General features: G+C 52.5%; 18 protein-coding genes. 10 read left to right on the top strand and 8 right to left on the bottom strand.

Annotated elements, in window-relative coordinates:
- Positions 1-4: 4 nt before the first annotated feature.
- Positions 5-877 (bottom strand): GRP family sugar transporter, encoded by an 873-nt coding sequence (locus QZN53_RS02250; RefSeq protein WP_163437159.1) that lies wholly within the window; start codon positions 875-877, stop codon positions 5-7.
- Positions 867-2,234 (bottom strand): tRNA uridine-5-carboxymethylaminomethyl(34) synthesis GTPase MnmE, encoded by a 1,368-nt coding sequence (mnmE, locus tag QZN53_RS02245; RefSeq protein ID WP_294651224.1) that lies wholly within the window; start codon positions 2,232-2,234, stop codon positions 867-869. Before mnmE ends, QZN53_RS02250 begins: the two co-directional genes overlap by 11 nt.
- Before the next feature lie 96 nt (positions 2,235-2,330).
- Between mnmE and QZN53_RS02240 the strand changes: the two genes are divergently transcribed.
- The 9 genes from QZN53_RS02240 to nth all read left to right on the top strand — a co-directional run bounded on the left by QZN53_RS02240 (position 2,331) and on the right by nth (position 14,709).
- Positions 2,331-3,356: an aldose 1-epimerase gene (locus QZN53_RS02240; protein ID WP_163437157.1), complete on the top strand. Its 1,026-nt coding sequence runs from the start codon at positions 2,331-2,333 to the stop codon at positions 3,354-3,356.
- 166 nt (positions 3,357-3,522) lie between these two features.
- Complete coding sequence (locus QZN53_RS02235; RefSeq protein ID WP_163437156.1) at positions 3,523-5,838, top strand: glycosyl hydrolase; 2,316 nt, start codon at positions 3,523-3,525, stop codon at positions 5,836-5,838.
- Positions 5,839-5,974: 136 nt separating this feature from the next.
- Positions 5,975-7,726, top strand: a complete 1,752-nt coding sequence (locus tag QZN53_RS02230; protein ID WP_163437154.1) for a glycosyl hydrolase — start codon at positions 5,975-5,977, stop codon at positions 7,724-7,726.
- Positions 7,727-7,855: 129 nt separating this feature from the next.
- Complete coding sequence (locus tag QZN53_RS02225) at positions 7,856-9,739, top strand: glycosyl hydrolase (protein ID WP_163437152.1); 1,884 nt, start codon at positions 7,856-7,858, stop codon at positions 9,737-9,739.
- A gap of 107 nt (positions 9,740-9,846) precedes the next feature.
- Entirely contained in the window at positions 9,847-12,261 is a 2,415-nt protein-coding gene (locus QZN53_RS02220; protein WP_163437150.1) for a DUF3536 domain-containing protein, read from the top strand.
- A gap of 3 nt (positions 12,262-12,264) precedes the next feature.
- Positions 12,265-12,810: a hypoxanthine phosphoribosyltransferase gene (gene hpt, locus QZN53_RS02215; protein ID WP_163437148.1), complete on the top strand. Its 546-nt coding sequence runs from the start codon at positions 12,265-12,267 to the stop codon at positions 12,808-12,810.
- Positions 12,811-13,317: a YqaE/Pmp3 family membrane protein gene (locus tag QZN53_RS02210; RefSeq protein WP_163437146.1), complete on the top strand. Its 507-nt coding sequence runs from the start codon at positions 12,811-12,813 to the stop codon at positions 13,315-13,317.
- Positions 13,314-14,102 (top strand): serine O-acetyltransferase, encoded by a 789-nt coding sequence (gene cysE / locus QZN53_RS02205; protein ID WP_163437145.1) that lies wholly within the window; start codon positions 13,314-13,316, stop codon positions 14,100-14,102. The genes QZN53_RS02210 and cysE overlap by 4 nt, the downstream gene beginning before the upstream one ends.
- A complete protein-coding gene (gene nth / locus QZN53_RS02200; protein WP_163437144.1) occupies positions 14,095-14,709 on the top strand; it encodes an endonuclease III in 615 nt (204 codons plus the stop codon). The genes cysE and nth overlap by 8 nt, the downstream gene beginning before the upstream one ends.
- On the opposite strand, the gene QZN53_RS02195 is transcribed toward nth, so the two are convergent.
- The gene (locus QZN53_RS02195; RefSeq protein WP_294651220.1) at positions 14,706-15,401 is read right to left on the bottom strand and encodes a hypothetical protein; all 696 of its coding nucleotides are present in this window, start codon (positions 15,399-15,401) and stop codon (positions 14,706-14,708) included. The two genes, nth and QZN53_RS02195, sit on opposite strands and share 4 nt — an antisense overlap.
- Positions 15,402-15,559: 158 nt before the next feature.
- Between QZN53_RS02195 and QZN53_RS02190 the strand changes: the two genes are divergently transcribed.
- Entirely contained in the window at positions 15,560-17,671 is a 2,112-nt protein-coding gene (locus QZN53_RS02190; RefSeq protein WP_163437143.1) for a glycoside hydrolase family 30 beta sandwich domain-containing protein, read from the top strand.
- Positions 17,672-17,779: 108 nt separating this feature from the next.
- On the opposite strand, the gene QZN53_RS02185 is transcribed toward QZN53_RS02190, so the two are convergent.
- The 5 genes from QZN53_RS02185 to QZN53_RS02165 all read right to left on the bottom strand — a co-directional run bounded on the left by QZN53_RS02185 (position 17,780) and on the right by QZN53_RS02165 (position 23,820).
- Complete coding sequence (locus QZN53_RS02185; protein WP_163437142.1) at positions 17,780-18,418, bottom strand: hypothetical protein; 639 nt, start codon at positions 18,416-18,418, stop codon at positions 17,780-17,782.
- Between the two features lie 140 nt (positions 18,419-18,558).
- Positions 18,559-19,368, bottom strand: coding sequence for a glutamate racemase (murI, locus tag QZN53_RS02180; protein WP_163437141.1), 810 nt, complete (start codon positions 19,366-19,368; stop codon positions 18,559-18,561).
- Positions 19,365-21,569, bottom strand: a complete 2,205-nt coding sequence (locus QZN53_RS02175) for a UvrD-helicase domain-containing protein (RefSeq protein WP_163437137.1) — start codon at positions 21,567-21,569, stop codon at positions 19,365-19,367. The genes murI and QZN53_RS02175 overlap by 4 nt, the downstream gene beginning before the upstream one ends.
- A 99-nt stretch (positions 21,570-21,668) precedes the next feature.
- Positions 21,669-22,691 carry a lysylphosphatidylglycerol synthase transmembrane domain-containing protein gene (locus QZN53_RS02170; RefSeq protein WP_163437136.1) on the bottom strand — a complete coding sequence of 341 codons (1,023 nt, stop codon included), beginning with the start codon at positions 22,689-22,691 and terminating at the stop codon, positions 21,669-21,671.
- Positions 22,684-23,820: a glycosyltransferase family 4 protein gene (locus QZN53_RS02165; RefSeq protein ID WP_163437134.1), complete on the bottom strand. Its 1,137-nt coding sequence runs from the start codon at positions 23,818-23,820 to the stop codon at positions 22,684-22,686. The genes QZN53_RS02170 and QZN53_RS02165 overlap by 8 nt, the downstream gene beginning before the upstream one ends.
- Positions 23,821-23,823 lie beyond the last annotated feature (3 nt).

The raw sequence follows: 23,823 nt of genomic DNA, 5'->3' as shown, positions 1-23,823 counted from the left end.
CCCGCTAGCCCTTCGACAGGGTCAGCAACACAGCGCCCGCGAGAATGATGAAGGTCGCCAAGAGCAACTTGATTCGTTCGCGGGCCGTTTTGTATTCGCCGAAAACAAACACTCCCCAGCCCAGGTTCACCAGCAAGTTCAGCTGCGTAAGCGGGTAACCGATGGCATAACCGAGCGCGCCGTTCACATCGATAGCCCAGAAGCAACCATGCATGCCGACCATCCAGAGCACGCCCATCACAATGGTGACTAGACTCGGCACGAGTTTGTATTCGAACATTTTTTTGCGGCGGATTTCAAGCACGGCAATCAGAGCCTGGCTGCCGACAAAAAGGCCGATGGTAAACGGGCAGAGGAATTCGACATCGGTCATCGAGAGGCCCGACTGGACCGCAAGCTTATAGGGAATCAGGTAGGTACCGAAGGCAAAGCCGCCCAAAAGGGAACGCCAGTTCTTGAATACGGAGCCGCCATGCGACGGCGACAAGCGCGAAAGCCCGATCAGGAAGCACGCAATGGCCGGAATCGAGAGGAAGAATTTGGACTGTTCGCCGAACAGGAGCACGCCCGACAGGAACGAGGCCAGAATGCTCACACCCATGGAACGCACGCCGGCGCCCGCGAGGTCGGCTTCGGCCTGCACCGCCCAGAAACAGAAGGCGCCACCCACGACCCACATGAGGCCGCAAAGCACGCCAATCGGGTGCACATTGAAGGTACCCGTATAGAACGCAACGACAAGCGCACTCAGAAGCGCGCCCAAGGTCATCATCGAAAGGTAGGCCCAGCTGGAATAATTCGGCCATTTTTTAAGGGGCACCATGTAGGAGCCGAACATGAAAATGGCAAGCAAAGCACCGATGTAACTACTTTCCAATGCAGAACCCCGCGAAAATAGATTGTAAAATGTCTTCGGACGAAATTTCGCCCGTTATGCTCTGGAGCGACCTACGGACAAGCTGCATTTCAAAGGCGAGCAGTTCTACCGCCGGATTTCTACGGAGCAGGTCGAGCACGCGGTTCACGCCGGCGTAGGCATCTTCGAGGCAAGCCTTTTCGCGTTCGCTGGTAATCCAGAGGTCTTCTTCGTTTTCACGCTTTTTGAACAAGGCGGAATTCATGATGCTCTTGAGTTCGGCAAGGCCCGCACCTGTTTTGGAAGAAATGCAGAGTCCGGTTTCGGGAAGGGACTGACGCACGTCGCACTTGGAGTGGACAATAAAATCAGGCTGGATTGCTTCGTCGCTTGCACTCCTCGCAATGACGTCGCTTCCATCCTCCACCAAAATTTTCAAATCCGCTTCTTCCAGAATCTCGCGGGACTTTTTCATGCTGAGCGCATCGAGTTCGTCGGTGGCATGCTCTGCGATGCCCGCGGTATCAACCAAGCGAATTTCACCACCTTCCAAAAAGAGTCTCACTTCAACAAAGTCGCGCGTGGTGCCCGGAACATTACTCACGAGCACGCGGTCTTCGCCGAGGAGCGCATTCACCAAGCTCGACTTGCCCGCATTCGGAGCGCCGTAAAGAACGGCCAGCGGGAGCCTGCTCAGGTTCGCCTTGCCGCGGAAGCTGTTCAAAATCTGCAGGATAGATTCGCGTATAGAGACAAAGCGCGCCTCCCAGCCCGCAAAATCGGGATCGGCTTCTTCTTCGGCAAAGTCCACGTCAAGTTCGAGGCGGGCCGAAATGTCTTTCACCTGTGCCGTAAGCGTTGCAATCTTTTTCGAAAGCGCACCCGAAAGCAGGCGGTGGGCGTTTTCCAGTTCCGCACGGTTTGCGCTGTGAATCACGTCGGCCACCGATTCGGCCTGGGTCAAATCCATTTTACCATTTAAGAAAGCACGACGCGTGTATTCGCCGGGTTCGGCCAGGCGTACGCCCTCGATGCTGCGAATTGCCTGCAGCAAGTCGCGCACGATCAGCGGGTTTCCGTGAGGGTAAAGTTCCAGCACGTCTTCGCCGGTGTAGGAATTCGGCGATTCAAAATAAATGTACAGAAGGCTATCGAGCACCTTGCCCGATTCCGGGTCGCGGGCCGTGCCGAGATTTGCCATGCGGGGCTTTAACCCCTTGGCCGCCTTTGTTCCAAACAGGCGTTCCACCACCAGACGCACCTGCGTACCGCTCACTCGGAGGGCCGCCACAGCACTCACGCCTGCAGGCGTCATCGGGGCTACAATCGTCTGGGAATCCATGGCGGCAAAGATAGCAAAAGCGCCCGAGACCTTCATTTATGTACGAAAATTGACACATTGTATTTTAATATTTTCTTATTTGATTATTGCAATAGGGCATTTTCTCGCGATTTATTGTACATTTATTAGCCTATGAGCCAATTCAAACTAATTTTCCGCCCCCTGGGCACCATTCCCTGTTTCGTGCTTCAACGCGACGACGGAGCCGAATTTGAAATTCTGAACGGTTTTGGCTGCGGACTCAACGGTTGGCGAGTCCCCGTAGAAAATCAGCAAAATACCCGCACCTCGACATTGCTCGATTTGCTCTACGGCTACAAAGACGAACCTACCCTTAGAAAAATTTCCCCGGACACAAACGCCGGTTGCAGGCTCACTCCCTTCCCCGGCCGCACGGCCTACGCCAAATTCACCTGGCAGGGCAAGACCTACGAACTTGTAAACAACGTAACCTGGGCACCGCACGCCCTGCATGGATTCTTGCAGAACAAAGAATGGGAATTTGATTCCTTCGAAAGCGAAAACGACAGCTGCACCGCCATTTTCACTTGTGACTGGCCGGGTGCATTTGCCGGTTTCCCGTTCCCCTATCGCGCCACCAACGCAATCACCTTCACGGGCGAAAGCGTTTCGATTACCTCGACCGTCAAAAACGTCGGCAACACCGACATGCCCTATTCCGAAGGCTGGCACCCGTATTTTACTTTGGGCGAAAAGATTAACAACCTGACAATGAAATTGCCCGCTTGTTCGCTCGCTCTGTTGGACAAAGCCGACATTCCTACCGGGCAGTACAAAGAAGACACCCGTTTTGAAAACGGCCGCAAAATCAACGATGAATTCATCAACGATTGCTTCTGTCTCGAAAAAGATGTCACCGAATTGCAGGCTAACGGTTCTGACTTTATCAACAACGCACACGTATCGCTTGAAAGCGACCGCTATATGCTTGATATTTGGCAGAAAGCCGGTGTTGAACAGTACAACGCCATCCAGATTTACACCCCGCCTGACCGCATGAGCATCGCTATCGAACCCATGACAACGGAACCCGATGCATTGAATCACCACCGTGGCCTCATTGTGATCCCGCCTGGTGAAGAGCGCACATTTACGTTCGGCTTCCATTTCCACGAAAAGACGGGAATTGAGCTTTAATTCGCGAAAACGGCGTCTCTAGTAAATATTAGTTATCAAAATCCGCTTGAAAAAGCGGATTTTTTTGTTGAGAATCACCCAACGATTTATTCAACACAATTCAAAATATGCTTTGAAATGCACTCTGCAAAACCTATTTTCCTTGACGAAAATATAGGAGCATGTTATGAAATTCACAAAAACGATTCTCGCTTTCGGTCTCGCCGCCGCAGCATCCGCAAGCGCTGCACAATACGAAGCCGAAGACGGTACCGTCACCAAGGATGCAGCCGTCGCCTCTGTTACTGCAGCTTCGGGCGGCAAAGTGGTCAAGCTGAACGGTGGCGATTTGACGTTCGCCCCCTTCACCGTCGAAAAAGCGGGCCAGTACACGATCGTTATTCATTATATGAACAATTACGGCACTTCCAAGATTAACAACGTCGTTGTTGGAAGCATCTCCTCTGCCGTTACTTTTGAAGAAACCGAAAAGGGCAAATTCGCCGACGTCGAAACGGTTCTGAATCTTGCCGCAGGCGAAAACACGATTTCCATTACCAATAGCTGGGGCTGGATCGATGTGGACTACATCGAAGTCAAGGAATACGAAGCAAAGGCATTCACGATTTGCAACGCACCTGTCACCAAGAACGCCACCCCGTCTGCAGTCAAGCTTTATAACTTCTTGGTCAACAACTTTGGCAAGAAGACTATTTCTGGTGTAATGACCGGCAACATGGACGCCTACACCGTTGGTGATGCAACCCAGCACGAAGACGTTCAAGCTGTGTATACGGCTGGCGGCAAGTACCCGGCACTCGTCGGCGTCGACCTGATGAACGCCACCGGCGCAAACAAGGAATCTTCTTGGTTCAAGGAATACACCGAAAAGGCTATTGACATCGCCAAGTCTATTTGGAAAAAAGGCGGCATTCCGGCTGTCACATGGCACTGGCGCCCGGGTGACGAAGTAGAATTCTACACTGCTAACGGCAACAAGACCAACAATACCGAATTCGACTTCTCCGAAGCATTCGTCAAGGGCACCACTACATGGGATACGACTTCCGCCCAGTACAAGGCCATTGTCGGTGATATCGACCTCGTTTCTAATATTTTCCTTGACCTTCAGAAAGAAGGCGTCGCCGCCATCTTCCGCCCGTTGCACGAATCCGGTGGAAACTGGTTCTGGTGGAGCGTCAATACTGGCAAGCAGTTCGCAGCCCTTTACCAGTTGGTCTACGAACGTATGGTCTTCAAGAACGGCGTGAACAACCTGATTTGGGACTTTAACCCAAAAGATGCCGCCACGATGTCTTGGACTCCGGGCGAAACCTACTATGACGTGTTGAGCGTTGACATTTACAACAAGGCAAACGATCACCAGAGCAACAGCGCTGCATTCATTGACCTCACAAACAAGGGCGGCACCAACAAGATTATTTCGCTCAGCGAAAACGGCCCGATTCCTGATGTCGACAACATGTACACCGACGGTGCAACATGGAGCTGGTGGATGCCTTGGTACGAATCCCCGTCTTGGAACGGCGGCTACGTTAGCCAGACAGCCGCAAGCGTATGGCAGAAGAACCTCGCTGACGAACGCATTATCACTCTTGACGAAATGCCGGGTTGGGATAACTACACCGAAGCAGCCTCTGCGACGAAGGTTTGCCCGACTGCAAGTGAAAGCGCCAAGTTCGACGCCGACACCTCCAAGAAAGAAGACTACAAGAACTTGATGATGGCCGTGACCTACAAGGCATTAAACGACAGTGGTGCCAACATTGAACTCCAAAAGGTTCCTAACCTCACGGGTGCAACGACTGTTTCCCTCAAGATTACGAATAACGGTTCCGGCGGTGCAGACGGAGGCATCTGGGTTGGTCTCGCCTTTGTCCGCAACGGTATGGAAGACGACGGTTGGACATGGGAAATGTCTACCTCCACCGGCTGCTGGATTAACGACGGCGCATCTTCGACTTGCGAATTCGACATTACCAAGTACGAAGACGATGATAAAGTGGAACACCCCATGGACCTCGACAAGCTCTTCTCTGTAACGCTGATGGTTGCTGCCGTGGGCTTCGAAGGAACCGTAATCTTCGACGATCTCGTCGCTGACAACGGCAAGGTGATTTCTGCCTTCGACAAGACCTCTGAACTCTTCAAGACTGCAACGCAGAGCAAGGGTCACATCGCCAAGATCGAGCTCGTCGACGAATCTGGCGCACCTGCCGCCATCAAGCCGGTAGTCGCCAAGGCTAGCGCCTCCGCCAAGCTGAGCGTCTCGGGCAAGACCGTTTCTCTCACGACTGCAAAGGCTGGCCTCGTATCTGTCGAAGTATTCGGTATGAACGGCAAGCGCGTGGCAACCCTCTACAAGGGCAACCTCGCCGCAGGCACAAGCGCATTCAGCCTCGCCGATATGCCTAAGGGCCGCTACATTGTGCGCGTCAAGGGCGCAGGCCTTGCCGCTACCCAGCCGGTTTTAATCAAGTAAGTTTCTCTTCATGACTCCTGAATCCCCGTGGTTGACGCAAGTTTGCCGCGGGGATTCTTTTTTGCAATACGTTTTTTAAACTACAGAATTTATAAACCGGGAAAAATAAATTATTTTAAAAAGAACCGGAGGTTGTATGAATACCTATCATTTTTTGACCGCAACAGCGCTCGCATTTTCAACCTACTCCATGGCCGCAGCCATTCGCGTTGAAGCCGAATCTGCCGTGCCCGCCGACGACCACAAACTTGAAATCACTACAGATGCAAACGCCTCGGGCGGCAAGTATGTGGAAATGGGCGAAGGCGACCTTGCTTTCACCGTAAACATGCCTAACGACGGCTACTATACACTGTATGTGAGCTACAAGCTCCCCACCGAGCGCGGCAACAAGACTCAAAACTTGACTTTGAACGGAAGCTCCGCCGGCCAAATTACTTTCGGCTCCGCCGATGATTTTACGGTCCTCAAGGCGGCAGGTAAAATCAAACTAAAAAAAGGTGAAAACGCAATCGGGATTACCCATTCTTGGGGATGGGTCGGCATTGACTATATCGAAATCACCGAATTCGAAGCAACTCCTTGGAACATCAGTCCCAAGCCCGTCACTCCAGAGCCTACCGAAAGTGCCCAGAAGCTCTACAACTTCTTGTACACGAACTTTGGCAAGAAAGTCATTAGCGGCGTGATGACCGAACGCCCCTTCGAAAACGACGGCAATTACACCCCGCAAGATTTTGACACCCAGACTGAACTCAGCTACATCAACAAGGCTAGCGGCAAGAACGTGGTTCTCGTCGGTTTCGACTTCTTGCATGCCTCCGGCAAGAATTCCGATCAGCAGTGGTATCAGGGCTACACGCATGCCTCCTTGGAAATGGCAAAGACCGTATGGAAGAAGGGCGGCATTCCGCAATTCAACTGGCATTGGAAAGACCCGATGCACAGCGTAGAAGCCTTCTACACTTTCTCTAGCGGAAACGACCCTTACACTGAATTCAGCATCGGCCTTGCCTACGACACCACCACCGGCAAGTGGAAAACCGACAGCGACGAATACAAGGCCATTATGCGCGACATGGAAATGATTGCTGATTCCCTGCTCACGCTCCAGAAAGAAGGCGTTGCCGTGCTGTGGCGTCCGCTTCACGAAGCAAGCGGCAAATGGTTCTGGTGGGGCACCGACGGCGCAAAAGCCTGCGTAGCCCTGTACAAGCTCATGTTCGACACTTTTGTAAACAAGAAGGGGCTCCATAACCTGATTTGGGTTTGGACGACCGACGAAGCGCCCGATGCACTGGATTGGTATCCCGGTGACGAATACGTAGACGTGGTGGGTCGCGACTATTACTACTACCCGCGCGAATCGAATCACGCATCGCTCATCAGTTCCTTTGAAAAAGTCAAGGATATGTATGGCGCCAAGAAAATCGTCACATTGTCTGAAAACGGCTCCGTGCCCTACCCCGACGAAATGAAGGCCGATGGCGCCAACTGGAGCTGGTTCATGCCGTGGTACGGCGACTACGCCATGGAAGGCTGGGCAAACGACAACAATGCCGAAAGCTGGAAGACCGTCATGAACAACGAATACACCTTGACGCTCGAAGACATGCCCGGCTGGGACAAGTACGAAATGCAGACGACCATCATCGTCACCTCCAAGAAAGCGGCTCCAGCAATCCAGCTTGTCGGTCGCGATTTGCAGGTGAACCTGAACGCCTCAACCGCACAAGTCTCGATTTACGATTTGCAAGGAAACCGCGTGCTCGCGAAAAAGATGAGCCAAAACGGCACGATTGCGCTTTCACGCCTCGCCCGCGGACCGTACCTAGTGCGTATCCAGGCGAACGGTTTGGCACAAAACCACAAAATCACGCTAAAATAAGCGATTTTCAGTAAAAAACGCCATTTAAGCTATTGCGGAAAAGACAACATCTTTTCCGCTTTTTTGCTTTCAAAATGAAAATCGCGGCCATTCGAAGGTATATTTAAGGCATAAATTAAGGAGTGATGTATGGGATGTAAGACTCTGATGGCTTTTGCCGTTTTGTCGGCGGCTGCACTTGCTTTTGCCGCCCCCACCAAGTACGAAGCAGAAGAACAGGCGGGCGTTACCGCCGCAGACATTACCACAGACGATGAAGGCGCCAAGTACGTGAAGCCCGCCGATGCGGCCGGCATGACGTTTACCGTCAAAGTCGAAGAGACCGCCGTCTACGACATTACCGCCAAAGTGCGCATCAAGATTTACGACTGGATCACCTCGAAAATCGTGGTCAACGGCGTCGATGTGGGCTCCATGCTCACGACCCCGCGCAATGTGGATTCAAGCTACGTCATCGCGGCGTCTGCCAAAATGAAGGTCGGCGAAAACCAGATTACTGTTGGCAACCAGTCGATTGGCGTAGACTACATTACCGTCGAACGCCATCCGGATCCGGAATACAAAATCAGTGCCAGCCCGGTCACGCCGAATGCAAGCGAAAGCGCCAGAAAGCTCTACGGATTCCTGCGCGATAACTTCGGCAAAAAGACCATCAGCGGTATGATGATTAGCGACCAGAATTTCAACTACAATTACGGCGACATGAAGATTATTCCGCCCGGCGGCTGCACGCCCGCGGATTCTTGCAAATACACCGACGAAGAAGTTTCTTGGAAGGGCCAAACCGACATCGCCGAATTCTACAAGCGTAGCGGTCACTACCCCGCCATCGGCGGCTTCGACATGCTCTTTGCCGCAGGCGGCCATCACGAAGAAGGCTGGTTCCGTGGCTACACCGAAAACAACCTCTTGATGACCGAAGACTTGTGGACCATGGGCGGCATTCCGACTTATACCTGGCATTGGAAAGTCGGCGAAGACACCGTATTCTACACCAAGGATACCTACCCCATGAACGGATTCAACGCCAGCGGTTGCACCGAAGGCGTCAAGGGCACCAGCGAAAGCAACACCTGCTTTAACTACACCAAGGCATTCAAGGGCGACAAGTGCGCAGAAATCGACGAAACCTCGCAGGAATACAAGGACATCGTTGCCGACGTGGACATCGTTTCGGGCTACTTCAAGCAGCTGCAGGACAAAGGCATCGCCGTTGTGTGGCGTCCACTTCACGAAGCAAGCGGCGGCTGGTTCTGGTGGGGTACCGCTAGCGCTGAATGTTATGTGCAGCTGTACCGTCTGGTGTTCAAGCGCATGGTCGAAACCAACAAGCTCAACAACCTGATTTGGGTCTGGAACATCAATACCGACCCGGCACTCGGCTATGACTATAGCGCCCTCAATGCAGCCTGGTACCCCGGCGATGAATACGTGGACATCGTGGCAGTCGACATTTACGACCCGCTGAACGATCACAATTCCGCCGCCAATTACTACAACAAGATTGTGAGCGACGTGGGCACAAGCAAGATGATCGCCTTGAGCGAAAACGGCGCCATCCCGGACATTGACAGCATTGCCGAAGACAAGGCATATTGGAGCTACTGGATGACTTGGAGCCAGACCTGGAGCGGAAACTTCTTGGAAAAGACTCCTGCCGACATGTGGAAGCGTAACCTGGACGACGAACGCATTATCGCCCTCGACAACATGCCCGGCTGGGACAAGGTAAGCGCCATCGGTTCTGAAGGAACCACCAGGGCATTCAAGCAAATTTCAAACAAATTAAGCATCACGCTGCAAGGCAACAACCTGAGCATCACCATTCCGCAGGCAGGCCACACAAGCATCGCCCTCTTTGACATGCTCGGCCACAAGGTTGCACACCTCGCCAAGGGTAACCTGCCCGCAGGCACCCTGCAATTCAGCCTCGACGGCATCGCCAGCGGCAACTACATCGTACGCGCCAAGAACGGCACTGCAGGCTACGCGCAAAGAATCAGAGTGAAATAGACTAAGCCAAAAAATTTTCCAATTTCTCATGAACAAGGACTCGCACAAGCGAGTCCTTCTGTTTACTCTCTACTGCCTACCGCCTACTATTTTTTATATTTGTTAACATGGAAAAGAAGCACCCCCTTTATTTTACGATCCACGGTCACTTTTACCAGCCGCCTCGTGAAAATCCTTGGACGGGCGTTATCGAGAATCAGCCGAGCGCACGACCCTTTCACGACTGGAATGACCGTATTGCGAGTGAATGTTATAGTCCGAATTCCGCTAGCCGTATTTTGAGCCCGAACGGACGTATTGTCGATATTGTCAATAACTACGATTTTATGAGCTTTAACATGGGTCCGACTCTCATGGGCTGGATCCGCACGAATGCGCCTGCGACTTACAAGCGCATACAAGAAGCCGACAAGCGGAGCCAAGAACGCCTGAACGGTCACGGCAACGCGATTGCGCAGGTGTACAACCACATCATTATGCCGCTCGCAAGCGCCGAAGATAAAAAGACGCAGATCCGCTGGGGCATCGAAGATTTTAAGTTCCACTTTGGCCGCATGCCCGAAGCCATGTGGCTCGCCGAAACCGCAATCAACTTCGAGACGGTGGTGGAACTCATCAAGGCCGGCATCAAGTTTACGATTCTTTCTCCCACGCAGGCCGACAAGTTCCGCAAGCTGGGCGATACCGAATGGACCGGCTGCAGCAACACCGATATCGACACGACTCGCCCGTACCGCATTTACCCGCGCAACAAGGACGGCGTTCTCGTTTGCGACGGCTACCTGGATGTATTCTTCTACAACCCGTGGCTTTCTTCGGCTGTTGGCTTTGAACACTTGCTGCGTAACGCAGGCACCTTCGGCAGCCGCATCAGGGATGCCTGGGACGAAAAGCGCAACGACCCGCAGCTGGTAAGCATCGGTACCGATGGCGAAAGCTACGGCCACCACGAACCTTTTGGCGACATGTGCGCCGCCTGGCTCTATAACCACTACGCTCCCGACCACAACATGGTGCCGGTGAACTACGGCTGGTTCTTGGAACAGTTCCCGCCGCAGCACGAAGTGATGCTCAAGAACTTCCACAGCGAAGGTTGCGCCTGGAGCTGCGCCCACGGCGTTGGCCGCTGGTACCGCGATTGCGGATGCTCGACAGGCGGTGGCCCGGGTTGGAACCAAAAATGGCGCGGACCGTTGCGCGACGCATTCAACCACCTGAAAAAGCTCGCCGACGACATTTTCTACCGCGAATTCGAAAAGATTTCGGATGTGAACCCGTGGGATGCCCGCAACAACTTTGTGGAAGTCCTTGTCGCTCCCGAAGACGAATCCCGCATCAAGGCTTTCCTCGCCAAGACCGTCAAGGATCCGAACGATCCGGACATGTGCGCCAAGGCAATCCGCCTGCTTGAAATCCAGAAGTTCTGCCTGTTCAGCTTTACGAGCTGCGGCTGGTTCTTCAACGACATCGAAGGCCTGGAACCGGTGCAGAACATGCGCTACGCCCTGCGTGCCATGGAACTCATGGAACCGTTCCTGCCATATGGTCACCATATCAAGAACGAAGTCATCAGCATTCTTGCCCGCGCCACGAGTAACGAACACAAGTGGAACGGCGCCGAAGTGTTTACGAACTACGCCGAAGAAAAGGTCCCGGTGGTTGTGAAGGAAATGGCCGAACAGGCCGCCATATTCCACCTGAACCTGGAAGACGACAACGAAAAGAACAAGAAGATTGCCGCCACGAAGATTGCTTCTCGCAGACGCCAGACTCTTGTACGCACCGAGTATTACGACAAGTACATCAACGAGCGCCGCATTTCGACGGTGCTTGCCATTACCGACATGCTCGGCCGAATCAACCTGGTTGTCGCCGATGGCGAAAATGAACAGAACGGGCTTAAGTTCGTAGAAAACCCGAACATGAGCACGCAGGAATTGCAGGCCACCTACCCCACCGCCTACGTGGTGCGTATGCGCAACCTCATGAGCGACTCAATCAAGCGCATCAACCAGATTTCGACCAAGAAGTACTTGAACGAAATTACGGAATCGTTCTCGAGTTTCGCGCTTTCGCACGGTCTTTCAATCGACAGTCTGGCCGACCCCGACCATACCCTGCCGGACACCATGCGCAAAATCCTTTCGCTCGAAATCAACTCCAAGATTCACCATCTGGCACTCGCCTACATGGAAAACGACGACCAGAAGGTCTTTGACGAAATTAAGGACCTGATCGAAGAAGCAAAGGCATTGCACACCCACTTCTCATTCGGCGGTACGGGCCGCATGTTCCATGCCAAGCTCGTGAAGCTGATTGATTCCGTATTCGAAAGTTTCGACCCCGCTGCAGTCAAGCACATTACAGGCCTCATTACGGTGGCCGACTGGCTTGGCCTCGGCATCGACAAGACCAGCCTCGAAAACAAGGTATTCCCTGCATACCAGGAATATGTGAAGTACCCGACCAGCAAGATTTCGGGCCTCAAGCCCATGTTCAGCTGGCTGAACTTTGAGGTATAAAGCATGTACAGGATGTCTGAAAAACCGCTGATTAGCGCAAACGAAATTTGCGAACGAGTAACCACACTTGCCCGCGAAATCGTCGCCGTCTACGATTACGACATCCTGATTTCGGCACTCACCGGTGCCTACATGTTTACTGCCGACTTGACTCGAGAACTTGCCAAAGCCGAAGGCGCCAAAGCGACCCAGAAAAAGATTGCCTTTATCAAGGCTTCTAGCTACGGTGATTCTACGGAATCTAGCGGCAAACTCCAGGTGCGCGGACTTGAAAAAATCGACATCAAGGGCAAGAAAATCCTGATGGTCGACGACATCGCCGACACGGGAACTACCCTGCTCGGGCTCTGCGAAATGCTCCGGGATGCCGGCGCCCAAGAGGTCCGCACCTGCGTTTTACTGAACAAACAGGAGCGTCGCGAAGTAGACATCACGGCAGATTTTGTAGGTTTTGAAATATCAAACGAATTCGTGGTAGGTTACGGGCTCGACTACGCAAACGATTACCGATTCCTACCGGACATCTGGACACTACAGGAGACCAACTAAATGGCAAACAACGATTTAGATGACGTCCGACTCCATGCCACCCAAGCTTTCGAAGCGGTAGAACGCAGCTACAACAAGATTGGCCGCGGCAAGCGATTCTTGATTAACCTGGGCGTGTGCCTGCTATTCTTTATCGCAGGCATCATCACCTGTAGTGTATTCACGAGCATTCCGAACGAAGGCATTATCGAACGCGTGGCTGCCCAACCCGACATGCCGAACAAGTGCAAGTTCCGCTATGACCGAGCCATGGAATATGCAATCATGCACGAATGCGTTTTTGGCAAGGGCACACCCAGTAGCGAAAAGTCGCTCATCCAGCGAATCAACTATTGTACCTGCGCACTTGAAAGCGTGCAGAAGAAAAAACCATACCAGAAAATGTTTGAAAACAACCTCGTAGACTTCACCTTCAAAATCCGCGAAGAAAATCTGTGCCGCGAAAACAAGGTTATTCCAACCCTAGACGAAGACGAAGGCGAAGCTAAGGACAAGGCCAAGAAATGAACATCGAAGAGATAGAACAAGCGATCCGAAAAGAAGCCGAAAAGTTGGTTCACGACGAACCGCTTTCGGTACTCATGCTCACCGAGCAAGTCCTGAATTGTAAGGACTTTGCCGCGATGCTTTCGGTTACGCTGTCATGTCAGCTCGCCGGCGAAGTGATGGACCGCGCCGAGCTCGAAAAGATGTTCGACATTCTTTATTTGAGATACCCCGAACTTTTAATTTGCGCCTGCAAGGACTTGCATGCAACCGTCCTTCGCGACCCCGCTTGCACCAGCTACTTGGAACCGCTCCTGTTCTTCAAGGGATTCCAGGGTTTGCAGGCCTACCGCGCCGCCCACGCTTTGTGGCTTGAAGGCCGTTCTTTCCCGGCCAAGATGATCCAGAGCATTGTGAGCCGCAAGTTCGGCATGGACTTCCACCCGGCAGCCAAAATCGGTCATGGTCTCTTGATTGACCACGCCACCAACATTGTGATTGGCGAAACCGCCGTGGTCGGCAACAACGTGAGTTTCTTGCACGGCGTGACTCTCGGTGGTACCGGTAAGGAAACCGGCGACCGTCACCCGAAAATCGGTAACGGCGTGATGCTCGGGGCGCATGCTCAGTTGCTCGGTAACATTCACATTGGCGATGGTGCCAAGATTGGTGCTGGCGCTGTGGTAGTGACAGATGTTCCGCCGCATACGACTTACGCCGGCGTCCCCGCCGTCGAAGTCGGCCACCCGGATGACGAAATGCCCAGCTTCAACATGCAGCAAGACTTCACGCGAGACTGTGAATAAAAAAGAAAAAATCAAGTTCATCAGCGAAACGCTCGACGAGTTGCTTCCGAACCCGCCGATTCCGCTTGATTACTCCGATCCTTACACACTCCTGGTCGCGGTCGTTTTGAGCGCACAATGCACCGACCTCCGCGTAAACCAGGTGACCAAGGAACTTTACAAGAAGGCAAAAACGCCCAAGGCCATGGTGAAACTCGGCGTCGAGAAGATTACCGAAATCATCAAGCCCTGCGGCCTTTCGACCACCAAGGGCAAGAACATTTTCAACCTGTCCAAGATCCTTGTCGAAAAGTACGACAGCGTCGTTCCGCAAACTTTCGAAGAACTCGAGGCGCTTCCCGGCGTCGGCCATAAGACCGCAAGCGTCATGATGATTCATGCGTTCAAGATTCCCGCCTTCCCGGTGGACACGCACATTCACCGCCTCGCCAAGCGCTGGGGACTTTCCGACGGCTCTTCGGTCGAACAAACCGAAAAAGACCTCAAGAAAATATTCCCCGAAAACGAATGGGAAAAGCGCCACCTGCAAATTATCTTGTTCGGGCGCACTTACTGCAAGGCCCTCGGGCACAAGCCTGAAAACTGCCCTATCTGCAGCAAAATCTAGTCAACATTTCGCTGGTAAAACCAGTAGTAAAATAGGCTCCAGCCACCCCACAGCACGCAAAGCCACATTCCTACATAGCCCGCGGCATACACGGCGTTTGTAATCGTATCGTACTTGAGCAACAATCCCATTTCTGACAGAATAAAATTCCAGTCATGAAAACCATACGGAGCCTCGGCTCCCGTACCGCCGCTAATCAGCATCAGTTTCATAGGCAAAGCATCTTCAATATAGACAGCCACGTCAATAAAGTTTTCAAACGCCCACCAAAGCGCCACCGACGCGCCAAGAATATCGCGGGGTTTAATCCAAAGTGCAAAGCAGAATACAAGCGGCATGATAATCTGGAACAACGAACCGCCTAGCGAATGCAACACACGATTTCCAAAAATCGAAAACACCAAATGTCCCGTTTCGTGCACCGGCAAATTCAAGCAATGCAAATACTGCGCAATCCATGCGTCATATCCGTCCAGCATCAACTGCACCGTAAAGAAAATCATCGCAATCACAAGCAACAAACGGAACGGAACAAAATGTGCACCGCCGAGAGTTTTGGGGTACAGCAAGAACTGAACGACCACAGGCCATGTACCAGGTTCATCAAGGCGAAACGACGACGGCGTTTCATGTTTCACCATCACAAGATTTAACGGAACAGTATCCGTCGCCTTCTGTTTTTCTTTTTCCATCACTCTAAATATACCCAAATACTTACAATTCGGAACAATAAACCCCTAAAATAGAACCATTCTTAAGCAGGCCACTTTTTGCGATTTCTTTTTTACAATTCTAGGGTAAACAGAACCGAAAAATAAAGCTATCTTCAACCAAAATTTGGAGTTGTGTTATGATGAAAAAACTTTCTACTGCAGCCCTCGCTGCAGCCACAATCGCTTCTGCAGCAAGTATTACCGTCGACCCAACCGCAACCAAGCAAGAAATCGTCGGTTTCGGTGGCGGCTCTGTTTATTACCAGAGCTGGATTACGGCTCTTGCCGACCAAAACAAGGAAGCTCTTTTTGACACCGCCTTTACCGGCCTCAACCTTTCCCTTTTGCGCGTGGGCAACTGGCTTCAGGCAGACACCGCCAAGGTAAGCCAAGATGACATTGCCATCGTGCAGGCCGCCAAGCAGCGCCTCGGCGACCATGTCAAGATCGAAATGTCTAGCTGGTCTGCACCGGGCAGCCTCAAGCCGAGCGGCAGCGTGAACGGTAAGGACGGTTCAAGTTCGGCCGACAACTCCCTGAAAAAAGTCAGTGGCGACGCCTATGGTTCTTACGCATACACAGATTTCGCCAACTGGTGGAAAAAGAGTCTCGAAGCCTACAAGGCCGCAGGTATCACGCCGGACTACATTAGTATTCAGAACGAACCGGACATGAATGCCGACTACGAAGAAACCCTGTTCGAGCCCACCGAAACAAGCGAAATGGCCGGCTACAAAGAAGCTTTGAATGCAGTCTATGACGCCGTGAAAGGCCAAACCAAAATTCTCGGACCGGAACCGCTCGGCATCGGCTACGACAACTTTGAAAAGTACGCCAAGGAACTGGACGACAGCAAGCTGGACGGCTACGCCTACCACCTGTATCACGCAGGCGATGGCAACGACAACGCCGGCAACAACTACCTCGCTCCCGAAAACTTCCGCAAGTCCATGAAGGCCATCGGCTCCACATACGGCGGCAAGGGCAAGCCGATTATCATGACCGAATTCTGCAACATGCTCGACAAGACCCGCGAAGAAGACATGGTAGGCCTCGCCCACATTATGCAGGTCGGCTTTACCGACGGCCAGCTCGGCGGTTATATCGCTTGGGAACTCTTCTGGGGTAACGGCACCGGCCAGCTTATCGGCGTTTGCACCCAAGGCTGGGGCAGCTGCAAGAAAGACGAAATCGTCATCGGCCCTGAATACCACGCCATGCGTCACTATTCCAAGTTCGTGAATCCGGGCTGGAAGGCCATCTCTGCCTCCACCACTGAAAATGACCTCAAGACGGTCGCTTTCGCAAGCCCCTCCGGCGACTCTGTTTCCGTAGTCGTCATCAATACCGGCAAGACCGCCATCAAGCTTGACGCTCCGGCTATCAGCGGCATGAACGTCGCAACCGCCGTGCAGTCCAAGGAAAACGGCTTCAAGAGCAAGAACATCACGCTCGCTACCTGCTACATGCTCCCCGCTCGTTCGGTAACGACGCTTGTGTTCACCAAGACCGCAGCCGCCTCGACCGTCGCCGCCTGCCAAGACGAAACCACCGACCCGAACTACACAGAACCGGTCATTGTCCCGGCACCAGACGTCGTCATTCTCGACTACTCTAAGACCTCCGATGTTTCTACCTGGCAGGCCATGAGCGACGACCTCGGCGCCGTCACCTACGAAGCCGGCGAACTCGACGGCATTACCGGTTATGTCAGCGTACCGCTCGCCGGTTGCGAACAGGCCGAATGCGGCTACAAGAGCCAGCTCGTGAGCATCAGCGAAGAAGGCGCCGCCGCACTGGCAAACTGCTCCGAACTGGTGATTACCATGCGCAGCCAGGGCACTTCCAACGCCTACGTGAACGTGGGTGCCGCAAATGGTGGCAGCTGGGTCGACTACCAGTATGGCCGCACCGCCGCCGCAAACAGCTGGAGCGAAACCACGGTGGATCTTGAAAAAGAAGGCGACAACGGCTCTACCGCCCTGCACTTCAACAGCGACGCAACCGGAATCTACATTGCAAAGATTGTGGCTACGGGTTGCACCTCGACCGGCATCGCAAAGGCACCGAAATTTGTCGCGAACGACCGTTTCGCCCCGGCAAAAATCTTCGACCTGAATGGCAACCTCGTGTGGAGCGGCATCAAAGGCCAGGCTCTGAACGCCGACGGTACGCTGCGCCTCGACCTCCGTCAGGGCATGTATCTCGTAAAGACCAAGTCCTCGACCATCAAGGCCATCAAGAAATAATGTGAAATGATTGATGTGAGATGAAAATCTAAAACAGCTCATCTCACATCACACATAACAAAAAAAGCGGGCTTTAGCCCGCTTTTTTTTGTTGCTTCAGCAACTCAATTAGCCTTCTTCGAGAGCTTCCTTGTATTCGTCGACCGTTGCGATATATTCGTCGATCATGTCGTCCTTGGAATCAAGGTAAGAAAGAATCTGTTCCAGATGTTCCTTCTTGAACACGGCCTTGAGCTGACGGCTAGCGTGTCCGCGATAGCCCCATTCCTTGAGGATTTCGTCGGTCACCACGAAGGCATCGTTCATAGAGACAAAGCGCATGGGGCCATAAACAGCCCAGTTGTGTTCCATCTGCATGCATTCCGGTTCCTGGAGTTCCGGATTAGCCATGTAGCGCTGGATGTGGCGGGTACGCACGTCCTTGATCTTGTCGATGCGCATGTAACCCATAATCAAGTACTTGTTGCGGAGTTCGGAATCGCTCAGGCCTTCGTAACGGGTGCCGAACAGAATGTAGCGGCTCTTTGCCTTGAGGATTGCGTTGATCGCCTTCACGTTATAGCAGCTCATCAGACCATAGGTGCTGGTTTCATAGTTGGGTTCATAAAGAAAACCCTTGCCGTTTTCGTTGAGCTGGTCGCGGACCGGCATTTCGGACTGGTGGCTGGTTTCGACGTAGAGCAAGCTACCAGCAGCGTTGCCGCGGTAATCCTGCCAACCTTCGAGATTGATCTGTGTTTTAGGCATTTGTCATCCACTCTAGTTAGGTTAAACTTTGGGAACCCCGAATTTTTGGTCCGGGGTCCCCTTTTTATATAAATCTTACAATCGGACTACTTATGGCAGTCCGTTGCTTATTTTCAGTATGCAAGATACAAATTTATAAGCTAAAAGGTAACTGACTCTGCCGAAAAACCGGTCATTCCAAAGAGCGATGCCCCTTTTTCGAAGAATTTCGCGGTATCGGTGGTCAAAAACCTGGTTTTTCCATTTTTTGTAAGGCGAACATCCATCTCCGGATGGCGTTTCAGGTAGTCCACGGTCTTTTCAGACACGATATCTCCCTGGAACACGAGCTTCACATGAGGAGGCAGGGCGGCACGAATCGCCCCCTCCAGGAGCGGGTAATGGGTGCAGGCGAGCAAGACCGTATCGATATCCGGGTCTTGGGCGAGCAGGGCGTCTACATCCTTCTTGACAAAGAATCGGGCGCCTTCGGATTCCCTTTCGCCATATTCGACCAACGGCACCCACATGGGGCAAGCATGTTGCGTCACCTTGAGCTCGGGGTAGAAATGGTTGATTTCTATCAGGTAGCTGCCCGACGAAACCGTACCCGCCGTCCCGAAAATGCCGATATGCCCCGACTTACTGAACTTGCCGATTTCTTCGGCGGTGGGTCGCACAATGCCGAGCACGCGCTTGTCCGGGAATTCATACGGCAGAACATCTTGCTGAATGCTACGGAGCGCCTTCGCCGACGCCGTATTACAAGCGAGAATCACCAAAGGGCAGCCGCGGCTAAACAATTCGCGAACCGCCTGCAGCGTATAGCGGAAAATCGTTTCGAACGTACGCGAACCATAAGGGGCGCGAGCGTTATCGCCCAAATAAAGGTAGTCGTACTGCGGGAGCGCCTTCTGCAGGTTTCTGAGAATGGTAAGTCCGCCAAAGCCCGAATCGAACACACCTATCACAGGGCATCCTCCATCATCTTGTGGACCATGGGGAGCATGTGAATCTTGGGGTCAAACTTTTCGTTTTCTTTGCGGCACTCCAGAACATCGATTGGTGCAAGCACCTTCACATTCACCTTGCAACGCTTGGTATCCTTACGGCGTTCCCACACGGGGCCCGAGCCCTTGATGACAAGCGGCAACATGAAGGCATCGTTTTCGCAAGCAAAGCGGAATACGCCACTCTTGAAAGTGCCAAGCGCACCAGTCTTACTGCGAGTGCCTTCAGGGAATATAAACACGCGTGCCGAGTTTCCTCTTTCAGAAACTGCCTGGCGCACCGCCTTGGCGGCACCGCCCTTTTCGCGGTTCACCAAGACGCAACCGATTTTGAGCATCCAAAAATGCAAGAACGGAATACGACCGAGCGACTTTTTCGCAACAAAACCCACGGTCTTCTGGAGAGCCAAAAAGACAATCGGAATATCCGCAAACGAATTATGGTTCCCGACAACGAACACCGGGCGGCTCCAATCCACTTTACCGAGCTGCGCCTGATCTTCAATCGTCAAGTCTACGCGCAGCACCTTCATGCAGTATCTTGAAAAATCCTGAATCTTGCGGTCAAGCCATGCGTCAAAATTTTTTCCGTGATAAAGCGTCGTAAACGGAAGCGTCAAGATATAAAAAAGCATATATCCCAACACCGCAACCGCCACATAAATTTTAAACAAGATTACAGGCATACTCCATTCCGTACTTCGATTTCTTTCGTGAGGCAAAAATCTCGAACGCCGAAACCTTCGCAATTTGCCTTTCCAGAATCTACGCTTGCAATATAACAAAAACAGGCAGGCCTCGGCACGGGTCACCCCCACGTAATAAAGCCTTCGTTCCTCATCTAGCTGGCGTTTTCGGGCTTTACTGTCTCCCGTACATTCTCCGGGCGTGAGTTTTTCGCATAAGCCCGCGTAATACACCACCGCATACTGGAGTCCCTTGGATGCATGCACAGTCTCTATATGCACACCGTCTTCAACCGTCATCTCGGGCGAAGCATCGCCTGTATCTGTCATCACGTCGCCTGCAATCGGAATGTTATAGTCGCGGAGAGCCTGCTCGTAATAAAGGCGCTGACGGTTGTAGCGAACCAAAATCGCAAAGTTTTTCCAGGCAAGGTCATAGCCTTCACGAAGTTCCTTGATGGACACGACAATCTTCTGAATTTCTTCGACGGGGTTATCGGATTCCCAGATCTCGGGTTTACGATTTTCCTTATAGAGCGGATTTCCGCCGGAACCGTTCAAGTTGCCAGCCCGGAGCATCTTGCGCAGGTGAATCGGCTTATTCTTGAAAATATCATTTGCCAAATAGAGCACATTCGGCACCGAGCGGTAATTCCATTCCAAGCGAATCTGCGTTGACTCCTTGAAGTCTTCACAAAAGCGTTCGATGTTTCCGATGTCGGCGCCGCGAAACCCGTAAATGGCTTGATCATCATCACCTACGACAAACAGTTGCTTTCTATCGCCGAGCAAACCTTTCACCAAGCGATACTGCGAGGGATTTATATCTTGGTACTCGTCCACCAATATTTCTTTCCACTGTTCGCGAAAGTAATCCCGCGCCGTTTCGTTGGTTTCGAGCAATTGAATCGCCGAATAGATTAAGTCTTCAAAAACGACTTGGCCCGATTCCAGAACCGCTTCACGAAGCGGTTGCAGTTTCGCCGACACCGCCGCGCCATAGCAGTCCGAAAACAAGTTTTCCCGCGACACTTTGACCTTCAACTTGAGCTTCGAAAGCGCCTGTGAAAATTCACGTTCCGAAGACTCCGTCGGCGAAGGAATTTTCTTGAAGCCAAGCAGTTCATAAGCCGGGCACTCGCCGCCCGCGCCACCCTTTTTCCCGCACGGTACCTTGCACTTCAGCATGTAAAGCGCAAGCGAATGGAACGTACACAATCGCACGCCCGCATTCGGGAACAGCTTTTGCACGCGTTCCCGCATTTCGGCGGCGGCCTTTGCGGTGAAAGTCAGCGCCAAGATTTTTTCAGGTTCTACACCGCAAAGAATCCTATACTGGATTCGCTTGGTCAAGACGGAAGTCTTGCCCGAGCCGGCCCCCGCCAAAATCAAAAGTTGTGCACCTCGTTCATGGTCGTGCAGCACCGCTGCACGCTGGTCAGAATTCAACCCTTTCAGGATTTCTTCGGCGTCCATAACGCCTCGTATGGAATGGGGCGAAGTACATGTAAATCGCCACCGCTATTTAAAAACCGTCGCACGCCCCAACGTCTGTTCAAGGCCTGCGCCGTCGAATTATTTCGGCTCGCCCGTAGTCTTAGCAGGCGTATTTGTCGCAGGCGTTCCGCCAAGCAAAAATACGAATGCGCCGAACAGGCTCAGCACCAAACTCACTAAGTAAGCAAGCAGCTGAATCACCACCGATTCAAGCCCAGGCACTCCGGCACGAGCAAACAGCGACTGCGCCAAAAGTTCACGCGGGCCAAAACCGCCAATTGATATCGGGAGCGCACTCACGATTGCAACCAGCGGGATGTAGTAAAAATACCACGAAATCGAGAGGTCCACACCGACCGCGATTCCGCAAAAATAGTGCACCAAGATTCGAAGGCCCTGAGTCACCGCCGAAAGCAAGTTGATAGACACCAAGAGCTTTGCCGAACGAAAGTGTTGGAACCGTTCGAACATGTGAATCAGGCGTTCGTTAATCTTTTTCGGAAAAATCTTCGTAAGCACCTTGCACAGCAAGCGCCCGAGCCTACGGCTGCAAAGGGCGGCAAACAGCGCGCAGAATCCCAGGAAAATCCAAACCGAGGGCCACATGAACGAGCGCTGAGCTTCATCGTGCATAAAAAACAACAAGCCCATCGCAAGCGCAAACAGCGTAATAAAGAACAGCCCGTAAAGGCGATCAAAGAAGGTCGCCGTAAGCCCAGCGCCCACGGAATCCTGACCACCCTGCATGCGGATGTCATAAACCTTCTTGGCATCGCCACCCACATTGCCCGGCATAAAGTTATTGAAGAACAAGCCCACGTAATAAAGCTTGAGCAAATGCCCGTAACCGAGCTTCACGTTCTGCTTTTCAAGCAAATGTTTCCACTGCAGGCACGCCGTAAAGTTCGAAAGTCCAAGGCACAAAAGCGCAACAAACAAAGGCCAAATGCTATGCGTACTAAACAGCGTGTACAAGTCATCGACGCTCCAGTCCGGAGCCATCACGATATTTCGGTACACAAAGTAGGCCGGAACTGCCGTCACGACTAACTTCAAACAAAAAATCAACGCCGATTTAAGTCGGCCATTCATTTTACTCATTTCCTCCCCCCACTTGTCGCTCTATAACGGCGTCCTGCAAAAGATCGAGAGTCTTCTCGGCTGCAATGTCCCAGCGGAACTCGCCCGCATAGCTTTTTGCCGCCGCCGAAAGTCTCGTGCGCAAATCGTCGTCGCTATAAAGCCTGTCCATTTCGGACGCACAAGTATGAAAATCCCCCACCGGGAACAAGAGTCCCGTTTCGCCGTTTCTAACGCTATCGCGAAGCCCCGGCACATCGCTTGCAATCGTCGTCGTTCCAAGTCTTGCAGCTTCTACAACAGTAAGCCCCCAGCCTTCCTTGTAGCTGGTCTGCAAGAGTGCCACCGCATTTCGCAGCAGGGCTCGCTTTTTCGACGGCGATACAAATCCCAAAAGATCAACACGTTCCGTAAGCCCGCGTTCCTTAAGCCACGCCGGAATCTTTTTCAGGAGCGGACCATCGCCCGCCACCACAAGCTTTACATCCGGATGGTTCTCGGCAAATTCTTCGAACGCTTCAAGCGCCGTCCAAATCCCCTTATAGCGGTGCACGCGAGAAAGCCACAAAAAGTACGGCGTACTCGGCACGTCTTCGGTCGTCACAACCTGCGACGGATCCACATCGTCGGAACCATTATAAATCACCGAAATGCGGTCTTCCTCGATTCCAATTTCTTGAAGTTCGTACTTGGTACTCGGGCTCACCACCACAAACGGTTGTTTGCGGTAGAACCACGGAATAATGCTTTCGAACGCCCACACCATAAAGGCTATCGGGAACGATGCCTCATGGAAAATAGAGCCACGCCACAAATGGTGCATCTGCACCACCACGGGTTTCTTGGTCAAGAACGGCGTAAACAGCGGAAGCTTGTTCAAGTCCTCGACCACCACATCAAAATTGAATTCACGGTCCAGCTTGCGAATATTCATCGCCGTCGTCAGCTGGAACAGCAAATCACCGCCCTTGCGAATCACCTCGATTCCATCGACCGTCTCGCGAGCCTTGCAACCAGCGAACGCCGTCGTGAAGAGCACAACCTTGTGCCCCGCTTCTACAATCTGCGAAAAAATACGGTGAAGGTGCTTTTCGGCGCCCCCTGCAGCAGGGTGCATCCGGTCGCGGTAATTAACTACAAGGATGTTCATCGG

Origin of the sequence: uncultured Fibrobacter sp. (genome assembly GCF_900316465.1) — a bacterium.
Taxonomy (GTDB): domain Bacteria; phylum Fibrobacterota; class Fibrobacteria; order Fibrobacterales; family Fibrobacteraceae; genus Fibrobacter.
The sequence above is the reverse complement of the archived record's forward strand: the minus strand, read 5'-3'. Positions and strand labels throughout refer to the sequence as shown.